Source organism: Thioclava indica (genome assembly GCF_000714545.1).
Lineage (GTDB): Bacteria > Pseudomonadota > Alphaproteobacteria > Rhodobacterales > Rhodobacteraceae > Thioclava > Thioclava indica.
Genome location: NZ_AUNB01000001.1, coordinates 436,219 through 455,218, shown reverse-complemented (window position 1 = coordinate 455,218; position 19,000 = coordinate 436,219). Strand labels below are relative to the sequence as shown.

The window sequence follows — 19,000 nt, the reverse complement described above, 5'->3', positions numbered from 1 at the left end:
TGGGCCTGCCGCAAACGCTGAACGTGGGCTTTAACGATATGCTCTCGGGGGCGAACCTGTCGCTGCAACTGTGCCCGCTGCTGACGCAGGGCCAGATCGAGGCGCTCGAACATCACGCAAGCGACGCGATCAAGGATCTCTATCTGCCCAAGCTGATTTCGGGGGAGTGGTCAGGCACGATGAATCTGACCGAACCCAGCGCGGGGTCCGATGTGGGCGCGCTGCGCACCAAGGCGGAACCCAATGACGATGGCACCTACGCGATCACGGGGCAAAAGATTTTCATCACCTGGGGCGACTCGGATGTGTTTGAAAACACTTGCCATCTGGTGCTGGCGCGTCTGCCCGATGCGGCGCCGGGCACCAAGGGCATCAGCCTGTTCATGGTGCCCAAATACATCCCCGACGACAACGGCAAGCCCGGCGTGGCCAATTCCCTCAAGGTTGTGTCGCTGGAACATAAGATGGGGATTCACGGCTCACCCACCTGCGTCATGAGCTATGAGGGCGCGACCGGCTGGCTGGTTGGCGCGGAAAACAAGGGCATGGCGGCGATGTTCACGATGATGAACAATGCGCGTCTGAACGTAGGCGCGCAGGGCATCGGCGTGGCCGAGGCTGCCTATCAGGACGCGCTTGCCTATGCCAAGGATCGCGTGCAATTCGCGCCGATCGTTGAGCATGCCGATGTGCGCCGGATGCTGGCCGAGATGAAGGCCGAGATTTTCGCCGCGCGCTCGATCGCGCTGGCCTGTGCGGTGGCAATCGACATGGGGCGCGCCACTGGCAAAGACAGCTGGATTGCGCGCGCGGCGCTGCTGACCCCGATTGCCAAGGCGTATGGCACCGATATGGGCATCCGCGTCGCGAATACCGGTATTCAGGTGCATGGCGGCATGGGTTTCATCGAGGAAACGGGGGCGGCCCAATACGCCCGCGACGTGCGGATCACCACGATCTATGAGGGCACCAACGGCATTCAGGCGATGGACCTTGTCGGGCGCAAGATGATGGATGACGGCGCCGCCGCCTGCCGTCTGTTGCAAGAGGTCGAGGACGAGGCCCAAGGCGCGCGCGGCGATTTCCCGGTGCTGGCCGAGGATGTCTGGCAAGCCGCCGAGGCGCTGCGCGAACATACCGAATGGATGCTCAAGCAGGGCGCGCAAGACCGCTTTGCTGGCGCTGTGCCCTATCTTGATGCGTTCGCGCGGGTGCTGGGGGGCTATTACCACCTGCGCGCGGCGATGGCTGACGGGCGCAATTCGGCGCGCGGGCATCTGGCCGCTGTCTATATCCGCCGTTTGATGCCGCTATATGCCGCCGCTTTGGTTGAGGCGCGCGAAGGGGCTGAGGGGCTTTATGCGCTGTCGGTCGAAGACCTTGAGGCATGAGGGGCGAAAGCGCCGGAATCCGCTACCCTTGGCCCGAGCCACCCGCGCCCGGTGACGCGATTGAGGTCGCACCGGGCGTGATGTGGCTGCGCTTGCCGCTGCCGATGGCGCTTGATCACGTCAACTGCTTTGCGCTTGATGATGGTGATGGCTGGACGCTGGTCGATCCGGGCATCGACACGCGCAAATGCCGCGCGGCGTTGCAAGCCGCGCTGGACGGGCCGCTCTCGGGCAAGCCGGTGACGCGCGTTCTGGTCACGCATTACCACCCCGATCACATCGGCCTCGCGGGCTGGCTGCAAGCGCAGGGGGCGGAACTGGTAACCACGCGCACCTCTTGGCTGTTTGCGCGCATGCTGGTGCTGGACCCGCAAGATCGCCCCGCCGCCGAGACACTGGAATATTATCGCCGCGCCGGAATGGACCCCGAGATTTTCGAGCTGCGCGCCAATGAGCGCCCGTTCAACTTTGCCGATTGCGTGCATCCGCTGCCGCTTGGGTTTACGCGCATTGTTGAAGGTGACCAAATCACCATCGGCGGGCGGGAATGGGACGTGTATATGGGCGATGGCCACGCGCCCGAACATGCCACGCTGTTTTCGCGCGACGACGATCTGGTGCTGGGGGGCGATCAACTGCTGCCCTCGATCTCGGCGAACTTGGGCGTTTACGCGACCGAACCCGAGGCCGACCCGCTGACCGATTGGCTCACCTCCTGCGCGCGGTTTTCCGAAATCGCCGAGGATCGCCATCTTGTGCTGCCCGGCCACAAACTGCCCTTCACCGGACTGCCGCTGCGCCTGATCCAGATGGTGGAAAACCACGAGGGCGCGCTGAAACGTCTGCGCGCGCATCTGCAAACTCCGCGTGTCGCGGGTGACTGTTTCGCGCCGCTGTTCAAGCGCAAGATCGACGCGGGCACCTATGGCTTGGCGCTTGTCGAGTCGATGGCCCATCTCAACCACCTTTGGCTGCGCGGCGAGATCACCCGCACCTTGCGCGACGATGGCGCATGGGAATGGGCGCTGGCCGATCAAGGGGCGTGACAGGGCGGCACGGCTCGGTTAGGTTTCGCACTGGGAGATCAGCACAACAGGGAGATGTGCAATGGCCGAATACAAGCCGGGCGAAATGGATATCCGTGTCCAAGAGAGAACATTCGCGGGATTTACGCGCTTTGTCTCGGTCGCGGTGATTGTTATTATTGCGTTTCTGGTGTTTCTCGCTCTGGCAAACGGCTGAGGCGCATCGCGCGCAGCCATTCGGGAACTCACCAGAAAGGGAGATCGGGCTGATGATGCGCCTGCTTCTCGTCTGCCTGATGCTGCCGCTGTTTCTGGCGGGCTGCGGTGCGGACAATATCTATGCCTCGGATGCCGATGTCGCGCGTTATCGCTACGTCTCGGATGAGCCGCCCTCATTGACGCTATATACCGTGATCAGCACGCGAACCAATGCGGGCGGGCATTCGGCGTTGATGATCAACGGGCGCGAGCGGATCATCTTTGATCCCGCAGGCACGTGGAATCACCCTTGGGCACCCGAACGCAACGATGTGCATTTCGGCATCACCGAAAAGATGCGCAAATTCTACATCGACTATCACAGCCGCGAGACGTGGTTTGTGCGCTCGCAGAAAATCCCGATCACGATGGCGCAGGCCGATCAGCTGATGGCGCGGGTCGAGCGTAACGGCTCGGTCAACAAGATGATGTGCGCCGATTCGGTATCAAGCGCGCTGCGCGATATGCCGTGGCTGCACGACGAGATCCCGTTCACCTTCTCGCCGCTGAAACTGTCCAAGGCGTTCGGGAAATTGCCGGGCGTGATCAGCAAGGATCACTATGACGATGACCCCGACGACAATTCCGGCGTGCTGATGATCCAGCAGGAAAAGCCCCGACAGGTCGTACAGATGGGGAACTGATAAAAAGTATCCGGCGCGCGAGGGAAACTTCGCGCGTCTTTTTTGTGGGGGGGCTACGCGGACCTAGATACCCCGCGCTGACGTTTTTTGAATGTCTGCAGTGTTGATCTTATCGAGGATGGAGGTCACGGCTGGTCAAAAACCTATCCGAAACCGGCTTCTGTTTTGATCTAAACCAATATGCTGAGGCCGCTCTTGAGGGCCTTGCTCACTCCCGCAGCGTCCATATGGAGCCGAAGTCTCTGGTTGTATCCACCGGGAGTATTGAGAGCTTCGATAAGAGGATCACAAGCTGTCGTCGACAGATTTGATGCGACTAATGCCCTGAGAAAAGCTTCCCCCTGGGCCTTGTCCGATACCCGTTCTCCAAGCCAATCCGCGGCATCGCCGACCATGCGCGCAACAGGAGACAGAACCGCTTGGGCACAAAGGTAAGCGGTCATCTCCTCGGCGTCCCGCACCGGAAATATAATATTGCTGTCACCGAAGATGTCTGTGACAATTTCAGCGTCTCCGTACATCATTATCGGAGTTCCGCCCTGCGCAATTCCGGGAAAGGGCATCATTATGGCCGTCGCACGCGCCGGACGAACCAAGGCATCTGCCTCCTCAAGCGATGCACCGGCCATGAAGGTAATCACGATCTGGCCTTCACGAAATTCCAGAGGGCCTAGTACATCTGGTGCAGCTTCGGCCATCAATCCCAGAAAAAGAACATCGCTTGCATCTATAACCCCCTGATTGTCGGCGGTCCGAACGTTTTCGTAAGTTTCAGCAAGGAAAGATGAATGATAAGTGCTGCGCTTTGACACAGTGATTTCATGCCCGTTGTGAACGATGCCTTCCACTGCCGCGCGGGAAATCGTTCCACATCCTATCACCCCAATTCGCATGTCGACCCTCATTGCGATATGAACCAAAACAGACACTTGCACAGATAGGAACACCGCGCAAATTGGACTCAAAGCTGACGTTACCCCGTTCTAGCAGCTCCCCCTCAGCCGTTCCTCAGCCAATCCCCCAAAGCGCCAGATAGAGCGCGGTAAGCCCCCCGACAATCGCCCAAAGCGTGTTGCGCGTTGCGATCCCGACGGTCAGCGCGGCGGCGGCTGCAATAAGCCGGGCTGGGTCAAGCTGTCCATCGGTCGCCGCAGGCCAGACAACAAGCGGCGCCACCAGCCCCGGCAGCACCGCGACCGGCGTATAGCGCAAATAGCGCAGCGCCCATTCGGGCAAATGGCGATCACCCAGAAAGCCCAGAAACGAATAGCGCAGCGCGAAAGTACCGATCCCCAGCGCCACGATGATCCCCCAGATCACCGCATCGGAATAACCGCTCATAGCAGGGCTCCTTTGCGGCGATTGACCCAAAGTTCAACCTGCGCGCCCGTCACCATCGCCACAAGCGCCGCAATCATCAGCCCGACACCCGAGGGCAAAAACGACAGTGCCAGCGCACCCACCACCGACACGACTGCCGCCGCGACATGGGCAAGACTGCGCAAGGCCGGGCCGATCATCGCCAGAAACGTAATCGGCACCGCGAAATCAAGCGCAAACTCCGGCGGGATCGCAGCCCCCGCCAGCGCTCCGGCCAGCGTCGCGACAAACCAAAGCGGGCAGACCGGAGTGCAAGCTCCCGCAAAATAGAGCAGCTTCTCGGCGCGCGTCATCTGCGGGCGGGTCTCGTATTCATTGGCCGCCAGCGCATAGGACTGATCAAGCAGGAAATAGGCCACCAGCGCCTTTTGCCAGACCGACGCGCGGCCCAGATGCGGGGATAGCGCCGCGGAATACATTGCCATCCGCAGATTGACCGCCAGCGAGGCGGCGAGGATCAGCACGACGGGCGCATGATCTCCCATCAGTTGCAGCGCGGTGAACTGCGCCGCCCCCGCGATCACCAACCCCGAAAACCCCATGACCTGCGCCAAGTCCATGCCGGCTTTGGTCGCCGCCACGCCAAACAGCAACCCGAACGGCGCAATCACCAGCAGGAACGGCAAGCCGTGGCGAAAACCGCGCCAATAGGCGGCTTTGATGGCAGATCTTTGCGACATCGCGCTTGTCTCCTCCTGGATCTTGCGAAACTGTTAGAGGAGGCGGCGCGAAATGGCAAAGCATGCGATTGTATTGGAGGCAATCAACCCCGTGGCAGAGGTGATTTTCGGACTGATTCTGGCGGGCGGTCAGGGCCGTCGCATGGGTGGCGTGGACAAGGCGCAGGTCTTGCTCGCCGGTCGCCCCTTGATCGCGCATGTCACAGATCGCCTCGCCCCGCAGGTGGCGCGTTTGGCGGTGTCCAGCAATCGCGCCCCCGCGCAATTCGCGCCGCTGCCTGTGCTGCCGGATGCACCCGAGAGGCTGGGCGAGGGGCCGCTTGCCGGGCTGCTTGCGGGCTTGGAATGGGCGGTGCAAAGCGGGGCGGATGCGCTGATCTGCGTGCCGGTGGACACGCCGTTCCTGCCCCGCGATCTGGTGGCGCATCTTGCAGGGCCGGACGTGGCGATTGCGTGTTCCAACGGGCGCGCGCATCCCAGCGTGGGCTATTGGCCGGTCTCGAAGCGCGCCGAAATCGCGCAGCTTTTCGGGGCGGGCGAGCGCCGCTTACGTATGGCCGCACAGGGCGCGCGCGAGGTCGATTTCAGCGCCGGTCCCGACCCGTTCGCCAACCTCAACACTCCGGATGACCTCGCCAAGGCTGAGGCGGCACTGGCCCGCACGCCATGAACGACATCACCTATCACCACGGGCTGGGCCCCGATCAGCGCGCCCGCGCCGCGCAGCTTTACTGGCAGGCGTTTGGTGGCAAGCTGGGTCGGGTGATGCGGCCCCAGACCCGCGCGCTGGATTTCATCACCCGCGTGATCGCGCCGCAATTTGCGCTGTCAGCGCGCAACGCGCGCGGCGAACTGGTTGGGGTGATCGGGTTTCGCACCCCGTTTGGGTCATTCGTGGGCGGTGGGCCGCGGGATTTGCGCGCCAGCTACGGGCGCATGGGCGGCCTGTGGCGCGCGGGATGTCTGCGCGCCTTGGCCCAAGATCTGGAACCGGGCACGATGATGGTCGACGGGCTTGCAGTCTGCCCCGAGGCGCGCGGCCAAGGCATTGGCACAGAGCTGATCGAGAGCTTAAGCAGCTACGCCCAGTCGCAAGGGTACAGCGCGCTTTGCCTTGAGGTGGTCGCGGAAAACATGCGCGCGCGCGCCTTGTATGATCGGCTTGGATTTGTTGCTACCGGACAGCGTCACTCGATCTTCACGCGGCTCGCCTTCGACTTCCACCGCGTGCATGAAATGCGCCGCGCGCTTTAGTCGAAACTGCCCGTCACGCGGCCCAGCAGCATGAAGGCGCGCGCCGTGCGGGTCTCGGCCAGCTCGGCAATTTCCTGATCCGAGGCGTTCTTTTCGAACTCGCCAAAGGTGCGGTCGAACTGGCGCAGAAAGTGGTGTGCCGCGTCGCGAAAGATCGTGTCGCCACGCATCCGCCCCGCCGATAGCGCCAGCGACGAGCGATCACGGATGCCGCCCAAGCTTGCGATCTCGCGCCCCCGTTCGCCTGCCGCAAACCGCCGCCACAGCGCCGGACGGGCGCGGTCGGGCGTGAGGTCATCCATATAAATCCCGTCTTGCGACAGCAGGTTCAGCACATCCTGCGACGAGCGCAACAATTTCGCCGTAGAGCGATCTTCCAACGCACGACGCAGGGCGCGAAAGCCCTCCTTATCCTCGGGCGTGTCGGGGAAGTTCAGCGCGCGAATGAAATCGGCAATCGAGATCGGTGCGCGCAATTCCTCGGCAGGAGTGCCAAGCGCCAGCATCGGTTCCGTGTCGTCGGGGCGCAGCGGAGGCGGTGCGACCAGTGCGGCCTTGCGATCAGCCGAGGGCTGCGTGGCATGGGAATCGCGGCGCGAGGCAAAGGTTGCGATGGTGGTTTCGGCTTGGCGCGTTACGGCGGCGATCTCGTCCAGCTTGCGCTCGACCGATTGATCGCTGCGCAACGCCTGCTGATTAAGCCACGCCATCCGCATCGCCTCGATCGACTGCTTGAGCGCCTGCGCCTCGGCGCGCATCTCGCGCGCGCCTCGCGCGGTGATCGCCGCGACCCAGATCATCGCAATCGGCAGCGCCATCCCGACCATCAACGAGACCGTGTTAAACAGCGACGCCGCCCCCGCCACGCCGGGCGCGAAGAACCAGAACGCCAGCACCATGAATAGCCACAAAACCGACAGCGCCAGCGCGATCCACTCGATCGCACCGGGGCCGCGTGACACAATGGCCCCACCGCGCGCCATCGACGCGCGCATCCCGCCCAAGGGCGATGGGGTTTGCGTTGTCTGCTCCGCAGGCGTTTCCATTCATGGCTCCAAAATGGGCGGTGTCAGGCGAATATGACCGACAAGATCTCGTAGCTGCGCGTGCCGCCGGGGGTGCGCACATCAATCGAGTCCCCCTCGTCTTTGCCAATCAAGGCGCGGGCAAGGGGCGATTTCATGTTCAAGCGACCCTGTTCCAGATCGGCCTCGGGCTCACCGACGATCTGATAGGTTTTTTCCTCGTCGGTGTCTTCGTCAACGATGACGACCGTGGCGCCAAACTTCACCGATCCGGTGAATTTGCTGGGATCGATCACTTCGGCGCGACCCAACAGGCTTTCGATTTCCTTGACACGGCCCTCGATAAAGCCCTGCTTCTCGCGGGCCGAATGGTATTCGGCATTCTCCGACAGATCGCCCAGCTCACGCGCTTCGGCAATCGCCTTGATGATCGCAGGGCGTTCCTGCGACTTCAGTTTTTTCAATTCTTGACTAAGCGAGTCGTGACCCGCGCGCGTCAACGGCACTTTTTCCATGGAAGGCTCCCGAACTCGGAGAAAATCCTAATTCAGGGCATCTAAATCTTTTCTTGCCCCCCCAAGTCAAGCCTTGAGCCACATTTTTGCCAAAACCCGCCGATAGAAGAGAGGTAACAACAAACAGGCCAGGCGCAAATCTCATGGTTATGATTCTTCGGTTCTCCTTGCTATACGTGCTGTCTGCTCTCGGACTGACAGCGTATCTTCATGCCGATTTCACCCAACTCTTGACTGATGCATTGCTTGCGGCAGCAACGATAGGGCAGGCGATTTTTGGGCTTTGGATTTGGCTGGTGCCGATTGGTGTCGCCGGAATTTTCCTGCTGGGGAGAGAGCATATGCGGGGCCGGATCAGGCCGATTTTGGCGGTCTTCGTTGCTTCAGTCGCGCTTCAGGTGGGCTTTGTGTTCTTTAAAGGCGCCATTCCCCGCCTATTGCCCTATTACGCCGATCCGGACCTTGCGCGTGTCGATCTCTGGCTGCATGGCGGGGTCGCGCCTTGGCAGTGGTTGCATTGGCTGTTGCCAAACGGCATCGGAACCTTCCCCGCAGAGGCTTACCTCAACCTTTGGAGCGTTCCCGCAATGGGCTTTCCGATCTTGATTGTTGCCACCGAGACGGATCGCGCGCGGATGATCCGGTTCTTGTGGCTGTTCTTTGGTTCTTGGTTCGTCTTAGGCAACATTATCGCCCTGCTCGGGAGCTCAGTGGGGCCGGTCTATTATGATCGTCTGATGGGAGGCGACACGTTTGCCGCATTGACCGCAGCGCTCAAAAGCAGCGGCATTTCTGACGGTCCGATTGGTTATCTGCAAAACCTTTTGTGGAGCCACTATGCCGCTGGCGGAACGAAGTTGAACCTCGGGATTTCGGCCTTCCCCTCAATGCATGTCGCTGTTGCAACGATCACCATGTTGTATCTTTGGGAGCGGTCCAAATGGCTGCGTGTGCCGGGGGTGCTATTCTTGCTAGGTATCGTTTTCCTGTCGGTCTATTCTGGCTTTCACTATGCTGTAGATGGGTATTTCTCGTTTGCGGCCGTGCTGCTGGGCAACTGGGCGATCAAGCGGCGTATGGCCCCTGCGGCAGACGCAACAATATTGCGTCCCATCGCAGCGTAACAATTGCCTCATTGCGCGCACTAGGCTAGGCAGAACGCCAACCAATAGCGGCAAGCCAGAGGATTTGGGATATGGCCGAGATCGAACGCGAGTCGATGGAATATGATGTGGTGATCGTGGGGGCGGGGCCGGCTGGCCTGTCTGCGGCGATCAAGCTGAAACAGATCAACCCCGACCTTGAGGTCGTGGTGCTGGAAAAGGGCTCGGAGGTGGGGGCGCATATCCTGTCCGGCGCGGTGCTCGACACGGCGGGGCTGGATCAACTGCTGCCCGATTGGAAAGAGCGCGGTGCGCCGATCAAGGTGGGCGTCAAGAAGGACAACTTCTTCATGCTTGGCCCGCACGGCCATCTGCGCATTCCGAACTGGCCGATGCCCAAGCTGATGAGCAATCACGGCAAATACATCGTCTCGATGGCCAATGTCTGCCGCTGGATGGCTGAACAGGCCGAGGCGCTGGGTGTCGAGGTGTTCCCCGGCATGTCCGCCAGTGAAATCGTCTGGGATGGCGACCGGGTCGCGGGCGTCGTCGCAGGCGAATTTGGCAAAAACCCCGACGGCACGCAGGGACCGAACTACGAGCCGGGGATGGAGCTGCGCGGCAAATATGTCATGCTGGGCGAGGGTGTGCGCGGCTCGCTGGCCAAGGTGGTGATGGAGAAGTTCAACCTCTCCAAAGATCACTGCCCGCAGAAATTCGGGCTTGGCATGAAAGAAATCTGGGAGATCGACCCCGCCAAGCACCACGAGGGCACCGTCACGCACACGATGGGCTGGCCGCTGAATGGCAATGCGGGGGGCGGCTCGTTCGTCTACCACCTTGAGAATAATCAGGTTTATGTCGGGTTCGTTGTCCACCTGAACTACGAAAACCCGCATCTCTATCCTTATATGGAATTCCAGCGCTTCAAACATCACCCAATGATGGCCGACCTTCTGGATGGCGGCAAACGCGTCGCTTACGGGGCGCGCGCGATTTCCGAGGGCGGCTGGCAGTCGATCCCGAAACTCACCGCGCCGGGCGTGGTGCTGATGGGCTGCGCGGCGGGGCTGGTCAACGTGCCCCGCATCAAGGGCAACCATAACGCGATGCTCTCGGGCATTGCTGCGGCAGAGGCGGCGGCAGCGGCGATCAAGGCGGGTCGCGCAGGCGATGATCTGGTCGAATACGAGGCCGATCTGCGCTCGGGTCCGATTGCCAAAGACCTCAAGCCGGTGCGCAACGTCAAACCGATGTGGTCGAAATGGGGGATGTTCCCCTCGCTGGTCTTTGGCGGCTTGGATATGTGGACCAACTCGCTGTTCGGGTTCTCGCTGTTTGGCACGCTCAAACATGGCAAGACCGATGCCGCAGCGACGGGCGAGGCGAAAAACTTCAAGCCCATCGACTATCCCAAGCCGGATGGCAAACTGTCCTTTGATCGTCTGACCAATGTCAGTTTTTCCTTCACCAACCACGAGGAAAGCCAGCCCTGCCACCTGCATCTCAAAGACCCGTCGATCCCGATCGCGGTCAATCTGCCGAAATTTGACGAACCCGCGCAGCGGTATTGCCCGGCAGGCGTTTATGAGGTGATCGGCGAGGGGGCAGACGCGAAGTTCCAGATCAATTTCCAGAACTGCGTGCATTGCAAAACCTGCGATATCAAGGACCCCAGCCAGAACATCAACTGGACCACGCCGCAGGGCGGGGACGGGCCGAACTACCCCAATATGTAAGGCGCTCAAACGCCCCTGAAATGCATAAAGCGGGAGGCTTGCCTCCCGCTTTTTCATACTCTCTCACTGGCAACGGGCGTTCAACCGCCCGGCCTTGGCCGAAAATCAGGCCGACGTGGAAAACAGCAAATGGCGCGTATCGGCCCAATCGGCCTCGTGCGGCGCAACCTTGTCGTTCAGCTTCACGTCGCGCTTGGTGTCTTCGATGCGCAGGGCGTGGCCGTTGACAGCAGTTTCTTTGGTTTTCTTGGTCATGTTGTATCTCCATTCTACGGCGGTTGCGCGCAAGCCGTGTGCTGTGCGCGTATTGTGTGGATCGCACCGCGCAAGGTCAGGGAGCCCCCCGAACAGCAGCAATAAAGCGATCAGCGTCGTATAGATGTCCCGGCACAGTGCGGTGCGGTGGTCTTTGCCCAAACTGGTCGACGCGCGCACGCAACGGACCAAGCGGTGATGTCACAAATACCCAGCGGGTGCAGCGGCCTGACAGCTTGACCTTTCGGTTGAGCTGCGAGGGAATTTAATCTCAAACTAAGATTGAGGCTCTTATATGTGCTAAAGCGCACGAAACGCAAGGGTAAAGTGGGTCGTGTTTGATTTACGCACCGTCATCACAGATCTGTCATCGCCGCGCGCCTTGGGAAAACTGTCAAAACGGCGTGTTTTTGCCAAGCGGGGCAGGCTGGGGCGCGTGGGCCGCATTGCTATGCGCCAGATGCCCCGTTACGGTCGCCCCAAACTCAATGAGAGGACTGTTTCGTGTCGAGTAATTCCTCTGCGTATCGCATGGCTTTTATCGCTTTGCTGATGGGCTCTGTCGCTGTTACCCCCGCGCTTGCGCAAGATAAAAACGCCCCCGCCGAGCAAAGCGCGCAAGACGCCGCCGCTGCCGCCGATGCGCAAGACGCCAAAGACGATGCCGATTCTGCCAATGACCCGACCCCGGAAGAGGCCGGGGCCTATCTCGCCGCGCGCATCGCCTCTCAGCAATTCAATTTCGAACAGGCGGCCAATTATTACCGCAAGCTGATGAGCGCAGGCGATGTCAGCGCCGAAACCGCCGAGGCCACGCTCGTCGCCGAGATCGCGATTGCCGATTATGACCGCGCCGTGCCTTTGGCGCGCGAGATGCTCAAGGCGCAGACCGGCAGCCAGATTGCCGCGATGACGGTGCTGGCCGCTGATGCAAAGGCGGGCGATTGGGCGGCTGTGATCAAACTTGCCGATGACGAAAGCGCCGATCCCGGCCCGCTGCTGGGCGGGCTGGCGCGGGCTTGGGCGCTGGTGGGCGAGGGCAAGATGTCTGACGCCGCCGCCGCCTTTGACAAGATCGGTAAAGAGAAAACCCTTGGCGCGTTCGCCGCCTACCACAAGGCGTTGTCACTGGCGCTGGTGGGCGATTACGAGGGCGCCGACAAGATCCTGTCAGGTGAACATGGCGCGATGATCACCGCGACGCGCGGCGGGGTGATTGCGCATGCCGAGATCCTGTCGCAACTGGAACGCGACAAAGACGCGCTGGCGCTGATCGAGGACCGCTTTGGCACCAATCTTGATCCGCAGCTTGAAGCGATGCACACCAAGCTTGCGGCAGGCGAAACGCTGCCCTTCACGGTGGTGCGCAACGCGACCGATGGCGTGGCCGAGGTGTATTTCTCTGTCGCGCAGGCGCTGATTGGCGACGCGCCCGATCCGTTCACGCTGATGCACACGCGGCTGGCCAATCTGGTGCAGCCCGATATGTCGGATGCGACGCTGCTATCGGCTTCGCTTCTGGATAAGATGACGCAGTATGACCTTGCGATTGCCGCCTACGCCGCGGTCTCGCCCAAAAGCCCGATCTATCACGCCGCCGAAATCGGCCGCGCCGAGGCGATGGTGCGCGCGGGGCGCAATGATGCCGCCATTGAGGTGCTGGAAAACCTTGCACGCATTCAGCCCAAACTGTCGGGTGTGTGGATCGCGCTTGGCGATACGTTGCGGCGCGAAAAACGCTTTGGCGAGGCGGCAAAAGCCTATGATCAGGCGATCGCGCTGATCGGCCCGCCCAAGCCGACCGACTGGTTCGTCTATTATTCGCGCGCGATTGCGCAGGAACGCTCGGGCGAATGGGATAAGGCGGAAAAGGGCTTTCGCGAGGCGCTCAAACTGTCGCCCGATCAACCCTCGGTGCTGAACTATCTGGGCTATTCCTACGTTGATCGCGGGGAAAATCTGGATGAGGCGATCGACATGATCCGCAAGGCGGTCAAAGAGCGCCCCGATGCCGGCTTTATCGTCGACAGCCTTGGCTGGGCGCTTTACAAAACCGGCCACTATCAGGAAGCAGCCAAGGAAATGGAGCGCGCGGTAGAGCTTGAACCCCGCGATCCGCTACTCAATGACCACCTTGGCGATGTGCTTTGGGCGGTCGGGCGACACCGCGAGGCGCGCTTTCAATGGCGTCGCGCGCTGAGCTTTGGCACTCAGGACGAAGCTGCGGAAACCTCCGAGGATCTTGATCTGGATCGGGTGCGGCTGAAATTGTCGGTCGGGCTGGATCAGGTGCTCAAGGATGAGGGCAAGCCGCCGCTCAAAGCTGCCCCCGAGACTGGCGCGAGCGATGCCAACAACTAGCGTTTTCGCGCCTGCAAAGATCAATCTGACCCTGCATGTCACCGGACAACGCGGTGATGGCTATCATCTGCTCGACAGTTTGGTGGCCTTCGCGCCGGTGGGCGATACGCTGACTATCGCGCCTGGTCCGGGGGCGGGGCGGGGGCCAACGCTGACGGTCTCGGGGCCAGAGGCGGCAGGCGTGCCGGTCGACGGCTCGAACCTTGTGTGCAAGGCGGCGGTGTTGGCGGAGCGCTCGGATCTGGCGTTGCACCTGCACAAATCGCTGCCTGCGGCGTCGGGCATTGGCGGCGGCTCGTCTGACGCGGCGGCGGTGCTGCGCGGTCTTGATGCGACGCCCGATCTGCAAGCGGTGATGCGCCTTGGGGCCGATGTCGCGATGTGCCTGACGCCCCATCCCCAGCGGGTGCAAGGCATTGGCGAGCAGCTCACTTCGGCGCAGCTCCCCCCGCTGCCTGCGCTTCTTGTGAACCCGCGGGTGCAGGTCGCAACCCCCGCCGTCTTCAAGGCGCTGCCGGGTAAAACCAACGCCCCGATGCCGTCGCAAATCCCCGGCTTTGGCGGGGTCACCGACTGCATCGACTGGCTCGCCATGCAGCGCAATGACCTGCAAGCGCCCGCAATCGCCCTGGCCCCGGAAATCGGCGCGGTTCTTGCAGCGCTCATCACGCTGCCCGCTTGTCGCCTTGCGCGGATGTCAGGCTCGGGCGCGACCTGTTTTGCGCTGTTTGAAACCGAAGACCAGATGCAGCACGCGCAAACCCATCTACGCAAGGCGCACTCGGATTGGTGGATCGCCGCAGGGGTGATGGGCGATCAATCGCTCAAGGCCCGTCCGGTCAACCACGCCTGACAAATATCTGAAAATAATCGCAAAGTTACGACTCTCCCGTGCCATCCGCGCCACAACTTGCGCGTGTCACGTCTTGCGGCCTGCAAAATGCGGGATTGCAAAATTGGCGATCTTTCCCTATACGGTCCGTGCTACGTTTTTTCTGCCGCAGACTGTCTCCGCAATCGGTTTCAACCTGCATCTATGATCTGACTGAGCCGAACTGCTGCATGTCGCAGGCAGATTATAAGATAGGAGATCTCACGATGGCCAATGGCACCGTGAAATGGTTCAACCCCACCAAAGGTTTCGGTTTTATCGCACCCGCTGATGGTGGCAAAGACATCTTTGTGCACATCTCGGCGCTCGAGCGCGCTGGCATTTCGCGTCTCGATGACGGCCAAGCCGTGACCTATGAGCTTGAGAGCGGCCGTGACGGACGTGAGTCCGCAACCGATCTGGCACTCGCTTAATTTTCGGGTTTTGACCCTTGGCCCGGCCGGATTTCGGCCGGGCCTTTCTTTTGCCCAAAGCAGGTTGCAATGACACGATCCAAAGCGATTCTCGACGTCTTTGAAACCAGCGCGGCCAAGCGCCCCGCATCTCTCCATGACAAAACCGCCGCCGCCGCTCGCCAGATCACCGATGATGCGCGCGATGAACGCGATGAACAAAGCGCACGGCTCAAAGCACGGCGCCTAGCGCGCGATGCGGGCGTCCAAAGCAGCGACGACGTTCACGAAGCGAGCTAAGCCGCGCTTGCGTATCGGTGACAATCGCAGGCTTCCCCTTTGGCGACGGGCGCAGTAAGCCCAAAGCTTAGTAAGGGGGCTGGCTATGCGGGTTTTCATCAACGGATTTGGTCGTATCGGGCGTTCGGTGCTGCGGGCATGGGCGCAAAACCCTGATGCTTGGCCGGGGCTCGACATCGTCGCGATCAACGATATCGCCGCGCCTGATATGCTGGCTTACCTGCTTGAATATGACAGCGTGTTCGGCCCGTGGCGGGGCGCGCTTGTGCAAGAACCCGGTGCGCTGGTGATCAATGGCAAACGCCTTGCGCTGCACCGGGCGGGCGATATTTCCACGCTGGATCTGGGCGATATCGATCTGGTGATGGAATGCACCGGACGCGCCGATACGCCTGCCATCGCAGGGCAGGGGCTGGCCGGAGGCGCTGCACGTGTGCTGATCTCGGGGCCCTCAAAAGCGGCGGAAATCACGGTTGTGACGGGGGCCAATGATGGCGACCTCAACGGCCAGCGGATTGTGTCGAACGCCAGTTGCACGACCAACGCGCTGGCCCCTTTGGCGCGGCTGATGGACGACGCATTTGGCATCGTCACCGGCTCGATGACCACCGTGCATTGCTACACCGCCAGCCAACCGACCATCGATCAACCCCGCGATGCGATGGAGCGTTCGCGCGCCGCCAGCCTGTCGATGGTCCCCACGACGACTTCGGCGGGCAGGCTGATGGAGCAGGTCTTGCCGGGTCTCAGCGGGCGTCTGATTGCACAAGCGGTGCGCGTGCCCACGGCCTCGGTCTCGGCGGTGGATCTGGCGGTGATCGTCAAGCGCCCCGCAACGGTTGCGCAGATCAACGCGGTGCTAATCGGGGCAGGCGGGGTGATAGGCACAACCGATCGCCCGCTTGTCTCCACCGATCTGCGCGCGCGCCCCGAAAGCGTCGTCATGGCGCTGCGCGAAACCAAGATCACGGACCACGGGCTGATCCGCGTCTTTGGCTGGTATGATAACGAATGGGGCTTTTCCAACCGGATGCTGGATATGGCGCTGCGCATGGCATGAAAAAGCCCCGCACGATGGCGGGGCTTTGAGATTGCTTAAAGGGAATGGCCGTTAGCGGCGATCGCCCATGAACTGCAGCAGGAACATGAACAGGTTGATGAAGTCCAGATACAGCTTGAGCGCGCCGATGATCGCGGCTTTGCCCATGAAGTCCTGACCGCCACCCGCAGCCAGTTGCAGATAGGTGTTTTTGATATTTTGCGTGTCATAAGCGGTCAGACCCGCAAAGATCAGCACGCCGATCACCGAGATCGCAAACGTCAGCGCCGAAGAGGCAATGAACATGTTCACGATCATCGCCACGATCAGCCCGATCAGCCCCATCATCAGGAACGAACCCATCGCCGACAGGTTGCGCTTGGTGGTGTAGCCATACAGCGACAGACCCGCGAACGAGATCGCCGTTACAAGGAAGGTCTGCGCGATCGAGACGCCGGTATAGACGAGGAAGATCGACGAAATCGACGCGCCCATCAGGGCGGCAAAGACCCAAAACACCATTTGCGCCGTCGAGGTCGACATCTTTTGCAGCATCGCGCTAAAGGCAAAGACCACGCCAAGCGGGGCCAGCATGATGACCCATTTCAGCGGGCTGGTATAGATCAGTGCCCCGATTTGCGTCAGGTAGATATCGCCCCTGAACTGCGCCACAGCCGCCGACGGATCGCTTGTCACGGCCAAGTTTGCCAAAGCCCACGCCACCGCGCCCGTGACGAGCATCGCCACCGACATCAGCCCGTAGACCTTATTCATATGTGTGCGAAGACCTTCGTCAATCGCAGACTGACGCGTACCCGCCTGGGGTGTCCGCATCGTGTCAAAATTAGCCATTAGCAACCTCCAACAATTCTTGTCCGGTGATCCCTCACACCGGTGTCTGCTCCGATATTGGCAGAGAGGGCGCGAAATTCAAGATTTCAGACACGCCAAAACGGCATTCATTCACATAAGTTTCCGCCACTTGGCATCAACGCGCGGTTTTCAGTCCTATTGAGGCTATTTTTCACTCGTATCCTGCATCGTAATCACCAGTTTTCCCGTCGATCGCCGCGCACGCAGATCCTCCAGCGCGTCGGCCACCCGATCCAGCGGATAGCTTGCGCCGATATGGGGATGCAGCGCGCCCGCTTGAAACCATGAAAACAGTTTATCCATCGATTGGGTCAGCACCTCGGGGTCAAGCGTTTGATACCCTCCCCAATACAGCCCATGAATTGCGATATTCTTAACAAGCGCGTGATTGAGAGGCAGCACAGGCACCGCACCGCTGGCAAAGCCGATCACCAGATAGCGCCCGCCGGGTTTCAGCGCACGAAATGCCGCCTCACCAGCAGGGCCGCCAATCGCATCATAGATGACATTCGCCCCCCCCAGCGCCTTGAGCGCGCCTTTCAGATCGTCGGTCTCGACATTAACCACCTCATCCGCCCCGGCCGCACGCGCGATCTCTAACTTCGCAGCACCGCGCGCGCAGGCGATGACGCGCCCCCCGAGCGCCTTGCCAATCTCAACCGCTGTCAGCCCAACGCCACCTGCCGCGCCCAGCACAACTAACGTCTCGCCCGCGCGCAGCGCGGCGCGGGTCTCTAGCGCGACATGGCTGGTCCCATAGGCGATCTGAAAGGCCGCCGCCTGCTCGAAACTCATCGCATCGGGCATCACCGTGCAGCGCGCTTGGGGGAAATTGCCGACCTCAGCCAGCCCGCCTTGCCCGGCAAACACCGCCACCCGCGTGCCCGGCACAAGCGTGCAATCCGGTCCCGCTGCGATCACCTCGCCCGCCAACTCCATTCCCAACGTAAAGGGCGCCTCGGGCGTGTCCTGATATTTCCCCTCGATCATCAGCAGGTCGGCAAAATTGAGACCACAGGCCCGGATCGCGATCTGCGCCTCATTAGCAACCGGCGCGTGCGGGGCGATGTCGTGCAGTTTCGGGGGGGTGCCAATGGTGTGAACTTGAAATGCGCGCATTGCGGTCTCCGTTTTTGTCGCCCGCACCATCTTATCTTTGCGCACCCGACAGAGCCAGAGCCGAGGCAACGCCCCAAAGCCCACCGAGATGACTGCACCAGAGCGCGAATCCGAATCAGCGCAAACCTACGCAAGGTTGCGGAATGAAAATGTTGACGCTCCGTCAATTACGACGTGATTTGCAAAATGCAAATAACACGCGGAGGGAGAGCGGGGTTTTCCGCAGTCACCTCACGAATTCGTTATGTGTTAACCGCTAACGGCCTGTCTTTTAGGACAGGTTTGCGTTTTTGACGCTTTGGTCAGCTTCGCGGTATGCTAGCTTCTGCTCAGGAAAACGAAGCGAAGGGCAAATTATGAAGCATCCAGTAGATGTGCATGTCGGCAAGCGGATCCGGCATCGGCGTTGGATGATCGGCATGACCCAGCAACAGCTTGCGGATCATGTCGGCATCAAATTCCAGCAAATCCAGAAATATGAAACGGGCATGAACCGTGTCTCGGCATCGCGCCTTTGGGACATTGCCGACGCGGTCGACGTGCCGATTTCGTTCTTCTTCGAAGGTCTCTCGGAAGACAGCGTTGCGCAACCGGCGGTTGAAGGTGACATCTTGTCGGATAAAGAGGCCCTCGCGCTCGTGCGGTCTTACTACGCCATGCCCGAGGCCCAGCGTCGTCGGTTGTTTGACTTGGCCAAGGTGCTTTCGGACGCGGCGTGATCGCGTCTTGATAACAGCCCGCCTTTCGCGCGGGCC

Annotated in this window: 22 protein-coding genes; 14 read left to right on the top strand and 8 right to left on the bottom strand. The window is 60.9% G+C overall.

Going from position 1 to position 19,000, the window contains the following annotated elements; genetic code table 11:
• The 4 genes from DT23_RS02250 to DT23_RS02235 form a co-directional block, all read left to right on the top strand.
• The coding region (locus DT23_RS02250) for an acyl-CoA dehydrogenase family protein (protein ID WP_038127635.1) at positions 1–1,391 on the top strand (1,391 nt) is incomplete at its 5' end.
• Positions 1,388–2,437, top strand: coding sequence for an MBL fold metallo-hydrolase (locus tag DT23_RS02245; RefSeq protein WP_038127634.1), 1,050 nt, complete (start codon positions 1,388–1,390; stop codon positions 2,435–2,437). The genes DT23_RS02250 and DT23_RS02245, both read left to right, overlap by 4 nt.
• Positions 2,438–2,498: 61 nt before the next feature.
• On the top strand, positions 2,499–2,633 hold the full coding sequence (locus tag DT23_RS02240; RefSeq protein WP_038127633.1) for an aa3-type cytochrome c oxidase subunit IV: 135 nt from the start codon (positions 2,499–2,501) through the stop codon (positions 2,631–2,633).
• A gap of 52 nt (positions 2,634–2,685) precedes the next feature.
• On the top strand, positions 2,686–3,318 hold the full coding sequence (locus tag DT23_RS02235; protein ID WP_240473523.1) for a hypothetical protein: 633 nt from the start codon (positions 2,686–2,688) through the stop codon (positions 3,316–3,318).
• A 170-nt stretch (positions 3,319–3,488) separates the two neighbouring features.
• Here DT23_RS02235 and DT23_RS02230 read toward each other — a convergent pair whose 3' ends face one another.
• The 3 genes from DT23_RS02230 to DT23_RS02220 form a co-directional block, all read right to left on the bottom strand.
• Positions 3,489–4,211, bottom strand: a complete 723-nt coding sequence (locus DT23_RS02230) for an NAD(P)-binding domain-containing protein (RefSeq protein WP_038127815.1) — start codon at positions 4,209–4,211, stop codon at positions 3,489–3,491.
• Between the two features lie 115 nt (positions 4,212–4,326).
• Positions 4,327–4,659 (bottom strand): AzlD domain-containing protein, encoded by a 333-nt coding sequence (locus DT23_RS02225; protein WP_038127631.1) that lies wholly within the window; start codon positions 4,657–4,659, stop codon positions 4,327–4,329.
• Positions 4,656–5,378, bottom strand: coding sequence for an AzlC family ABC transporter permease (locus DT23_RS02220; protein WP_038127630.1), 723 nt, complete (start codon positions 5,376–5,378; stop codon positions 4,656–4,658). Before DT23_RS02220 ends, DT23_RS02225 begins: the two co-directional genes overlap by 4 nt.
• Before the next feature lie 52 nt (positions 5,379–5,430).
• Here DT23_RS02220 and mobA point away from each other — a divergent pair, with 52 nt between their 5' ends.
• A complete protein-coding gene (mobA, locus tag DT23_RS02215) occupies positions 5,431–6,048 on the top strand; it encodes a molybdenum cofactor guanylyltransferase MobA (RefSeq protein WP_051696976.1) in 618 nt (205 codons plus the stop codon).
• Positions 6,045–6,632: a GNAT family N-acetyltransferase gene (locus tag DT23_RS02210; protein WP_051696975.1), complete on the top strand. Its 588-nt coding sequence runs from the start codon at positions 6,045–6,047 to the stop codon at positions 6,630–6,632. Before mobA ends, DT23_RS02210 begins: the two co-directional genes overlap by 4 nt.
• Here the strand turns inward: DT23_RS02210 and DT23_RS02205 are convergent.
• The gene (locus DT23_RS02205; RefSeq protein ID WP_038127627.1) at positions 6,629–7,678 is read right to left on the bottom strand and encodes a hypothetical protein; all 1,050 of its coding nucleotides are present in this window, start codon (positions 7,676–7,678) and stop codon (positions 6,629–6,631) included. The genes DT23_RS02210 and DT23_RS02205 overlap by 4 nt on opposite strands.
• Positions 7,679–7,701: 23 nt before the next feature.
• Positions 7,702–8,172 carry a transcription elongation factor GreA gene (gene greA, locus DT23_RS02200; protein WP_038127624.1) on the bottom strand — a complete coding sequence of 157 codons (471 nt, stop codon included), beginning with the start codon at positions 8,170–8,172 and terminating at the stop codon, positions 7,702–7,704.
• A gap of 143 nt (positions 8,173–8,315) precedes the next feature.
• On the opposite strand from greA, the gene DT23_RS02195 reads away from it, so the two are divergent.
• Together DT23_RS02195 and DT23_RS02190 are read left to right on the top strand one after the other, a co-directional pair.
• Positions 8,316–9,296 (top strand): phosphatase PAP2 family protein, encoded by a 981-nt coding sequence (locus DT23_RS02195; RefSeq protein ID WP_051696974.1) that lies wholly within the window; start codon positions 8,316–8,318, stop codon positions 9,294–9,296.
• 71 nt (positions 9,297–9,367) lie between these two features.
• Positions 9,368–11,014 (top strand): electron transfer flavoprotein-ubiquinone oxidoreductase, encoded by a 1,647-nt coding sequence (locus tag DT23_RS02190; protein WP_038127623.1) that lies wholly within the window; start codon positions 9,368–9,370, stop codon positions 11,012–11,014.
• A 105-nt stretch (positions 11,015–11,119) separates the two neighbouring features.
• Here DT23_RS02190 and DT23_RS19285 read toward each other — a convergent pair whose 3' ends face one another.
• On the bottom strand, positions 11,120–11,269 hold the full coding sequence (locus DT23_RS19285) for a hypothetical protein (protein ID WP_156023818.1): 150 nt from the start codon (positions 11,267–11,269) through the stop codon (positions 11,120–11,122).
• A 504-nt stretch (positions 11,270–11,773) separates the two neighbouring features.
• Here DT23_RS19285 and DT23_RS02185 point away from each other — a divergent pair.
• The 5 genes from DT23_RS02185 (at position 11,774) to DT23_RS02165 (ending at position 16,274) form a co-directional block, all read left to right on the top strand.
• A complete protein-coding gene (locus DT23_RS02185; RefSeq protein WP_156023817.1) occupies positions 11,774–13,630 on the top strand; it encodes a tetratricopeptide repeat protein in 1,857 nt (618 codons plus the stop codon).
• On the top strand, positions 13,617–14,483 hold the full coding sequence (locus DT23_RS02180) for a 4-(cytidine 5'-diphospho)-2-C-methyl-D-erythritol kinase (protein WP_038127622.1): 867 nt from the start codon (positions 13,617–13,619) through the stop codon (positions 14,481–14,483). Before DT23_RS02185 ends, DT23_RS02180 begins: the two co-directional genes overlap by 14 nt.
• Before the next feature lie 245 nt (positions 14,484–14,728).
• Positions 14,729–14,935 (top strand): cold-shock protein, encoded by a 207-nt coding sequence (locus tag DT23_RS02175; protein ID WP_038127806.1) that lies wholly within the window; start codon positions 14,729–14,731, stop codon positions 14,933–14,935.
• 69 nt (positions 14,936–15,004) lie between these two features.
• Complete coding sequence (locus DT23_RS02170; protein ID WP_038127621.1) at positions 15,005–15,214, top strand: hypothetical protein; 210 nt, start codon at positions 15,005–15,007, stop codon at positions 15,212–15,214.
• An 85-nt stretch (positions 15,215–15,299) separates the two neighbouring features.
• The gene (locus DT23_RS02165) at positions 15,300–16,274 is read left to right on the top strand and encodes a type I glyceraldehyde-3-phosphate dehydrogenase (RefSeq protein ID WP_038127612.1); all 975 of its coding nucleotides are present in this window, start codon (positions 15,300–15,302) and stop codon (positions 16,272–16,274) included.
• A gap of 51 nt (positions 16,275–16,325) precedes the next feature.
• Here DT23_RS02165 and DT23_RS02160 read toward each other — a convergent pair whose 3' ends face one another.
• Both DT23_RS02160 and DT23_RS02155 read right to left on the bottom strand, forming a co-directional pair.
• Positions 16,326–17,105: a Bax inhibitor-1/YccA family protein gene (locus DT23_RS02160; protein ID WP_038127611.1), complete on the bottom strand. Its 780-nt coding sequence runs from the start codon at positions 17,103–17,105 to the stop codon at positions 16,326–16,328.
• Positions 17,106–17,270: 165 nt separating this feature from the next.
• Positions 17,271–18,245: an NADPH:quinone oxidoreductase family protein gene (locus DT23_RS02155; protein WP_038127803.1), complete on the bottom strand. Its 975-nt coding sequence runs from the start codon at positions 18,243–18,245 to the stop codon at positions 17,271–17,273.
• A gap of 356 nt (positions 18,246–18,601) precedes the next feature.
• Here DT23_RS02155 and DT23_RS02150 point away from each other — a divergent pair, with 356 nt between their 5' ends.
• A complete protein-coding gene (locus tag DT23_RS02150; protein ID WP_038127610.1) occupies positions 18,602–18,964 on the top strand; it encodes a helix-turn-helix domain-containing protein in 363 nt (120 codons plus the stop codon).
• Positions 18,965–19,000: the final 36 nt, after the last annotated feature.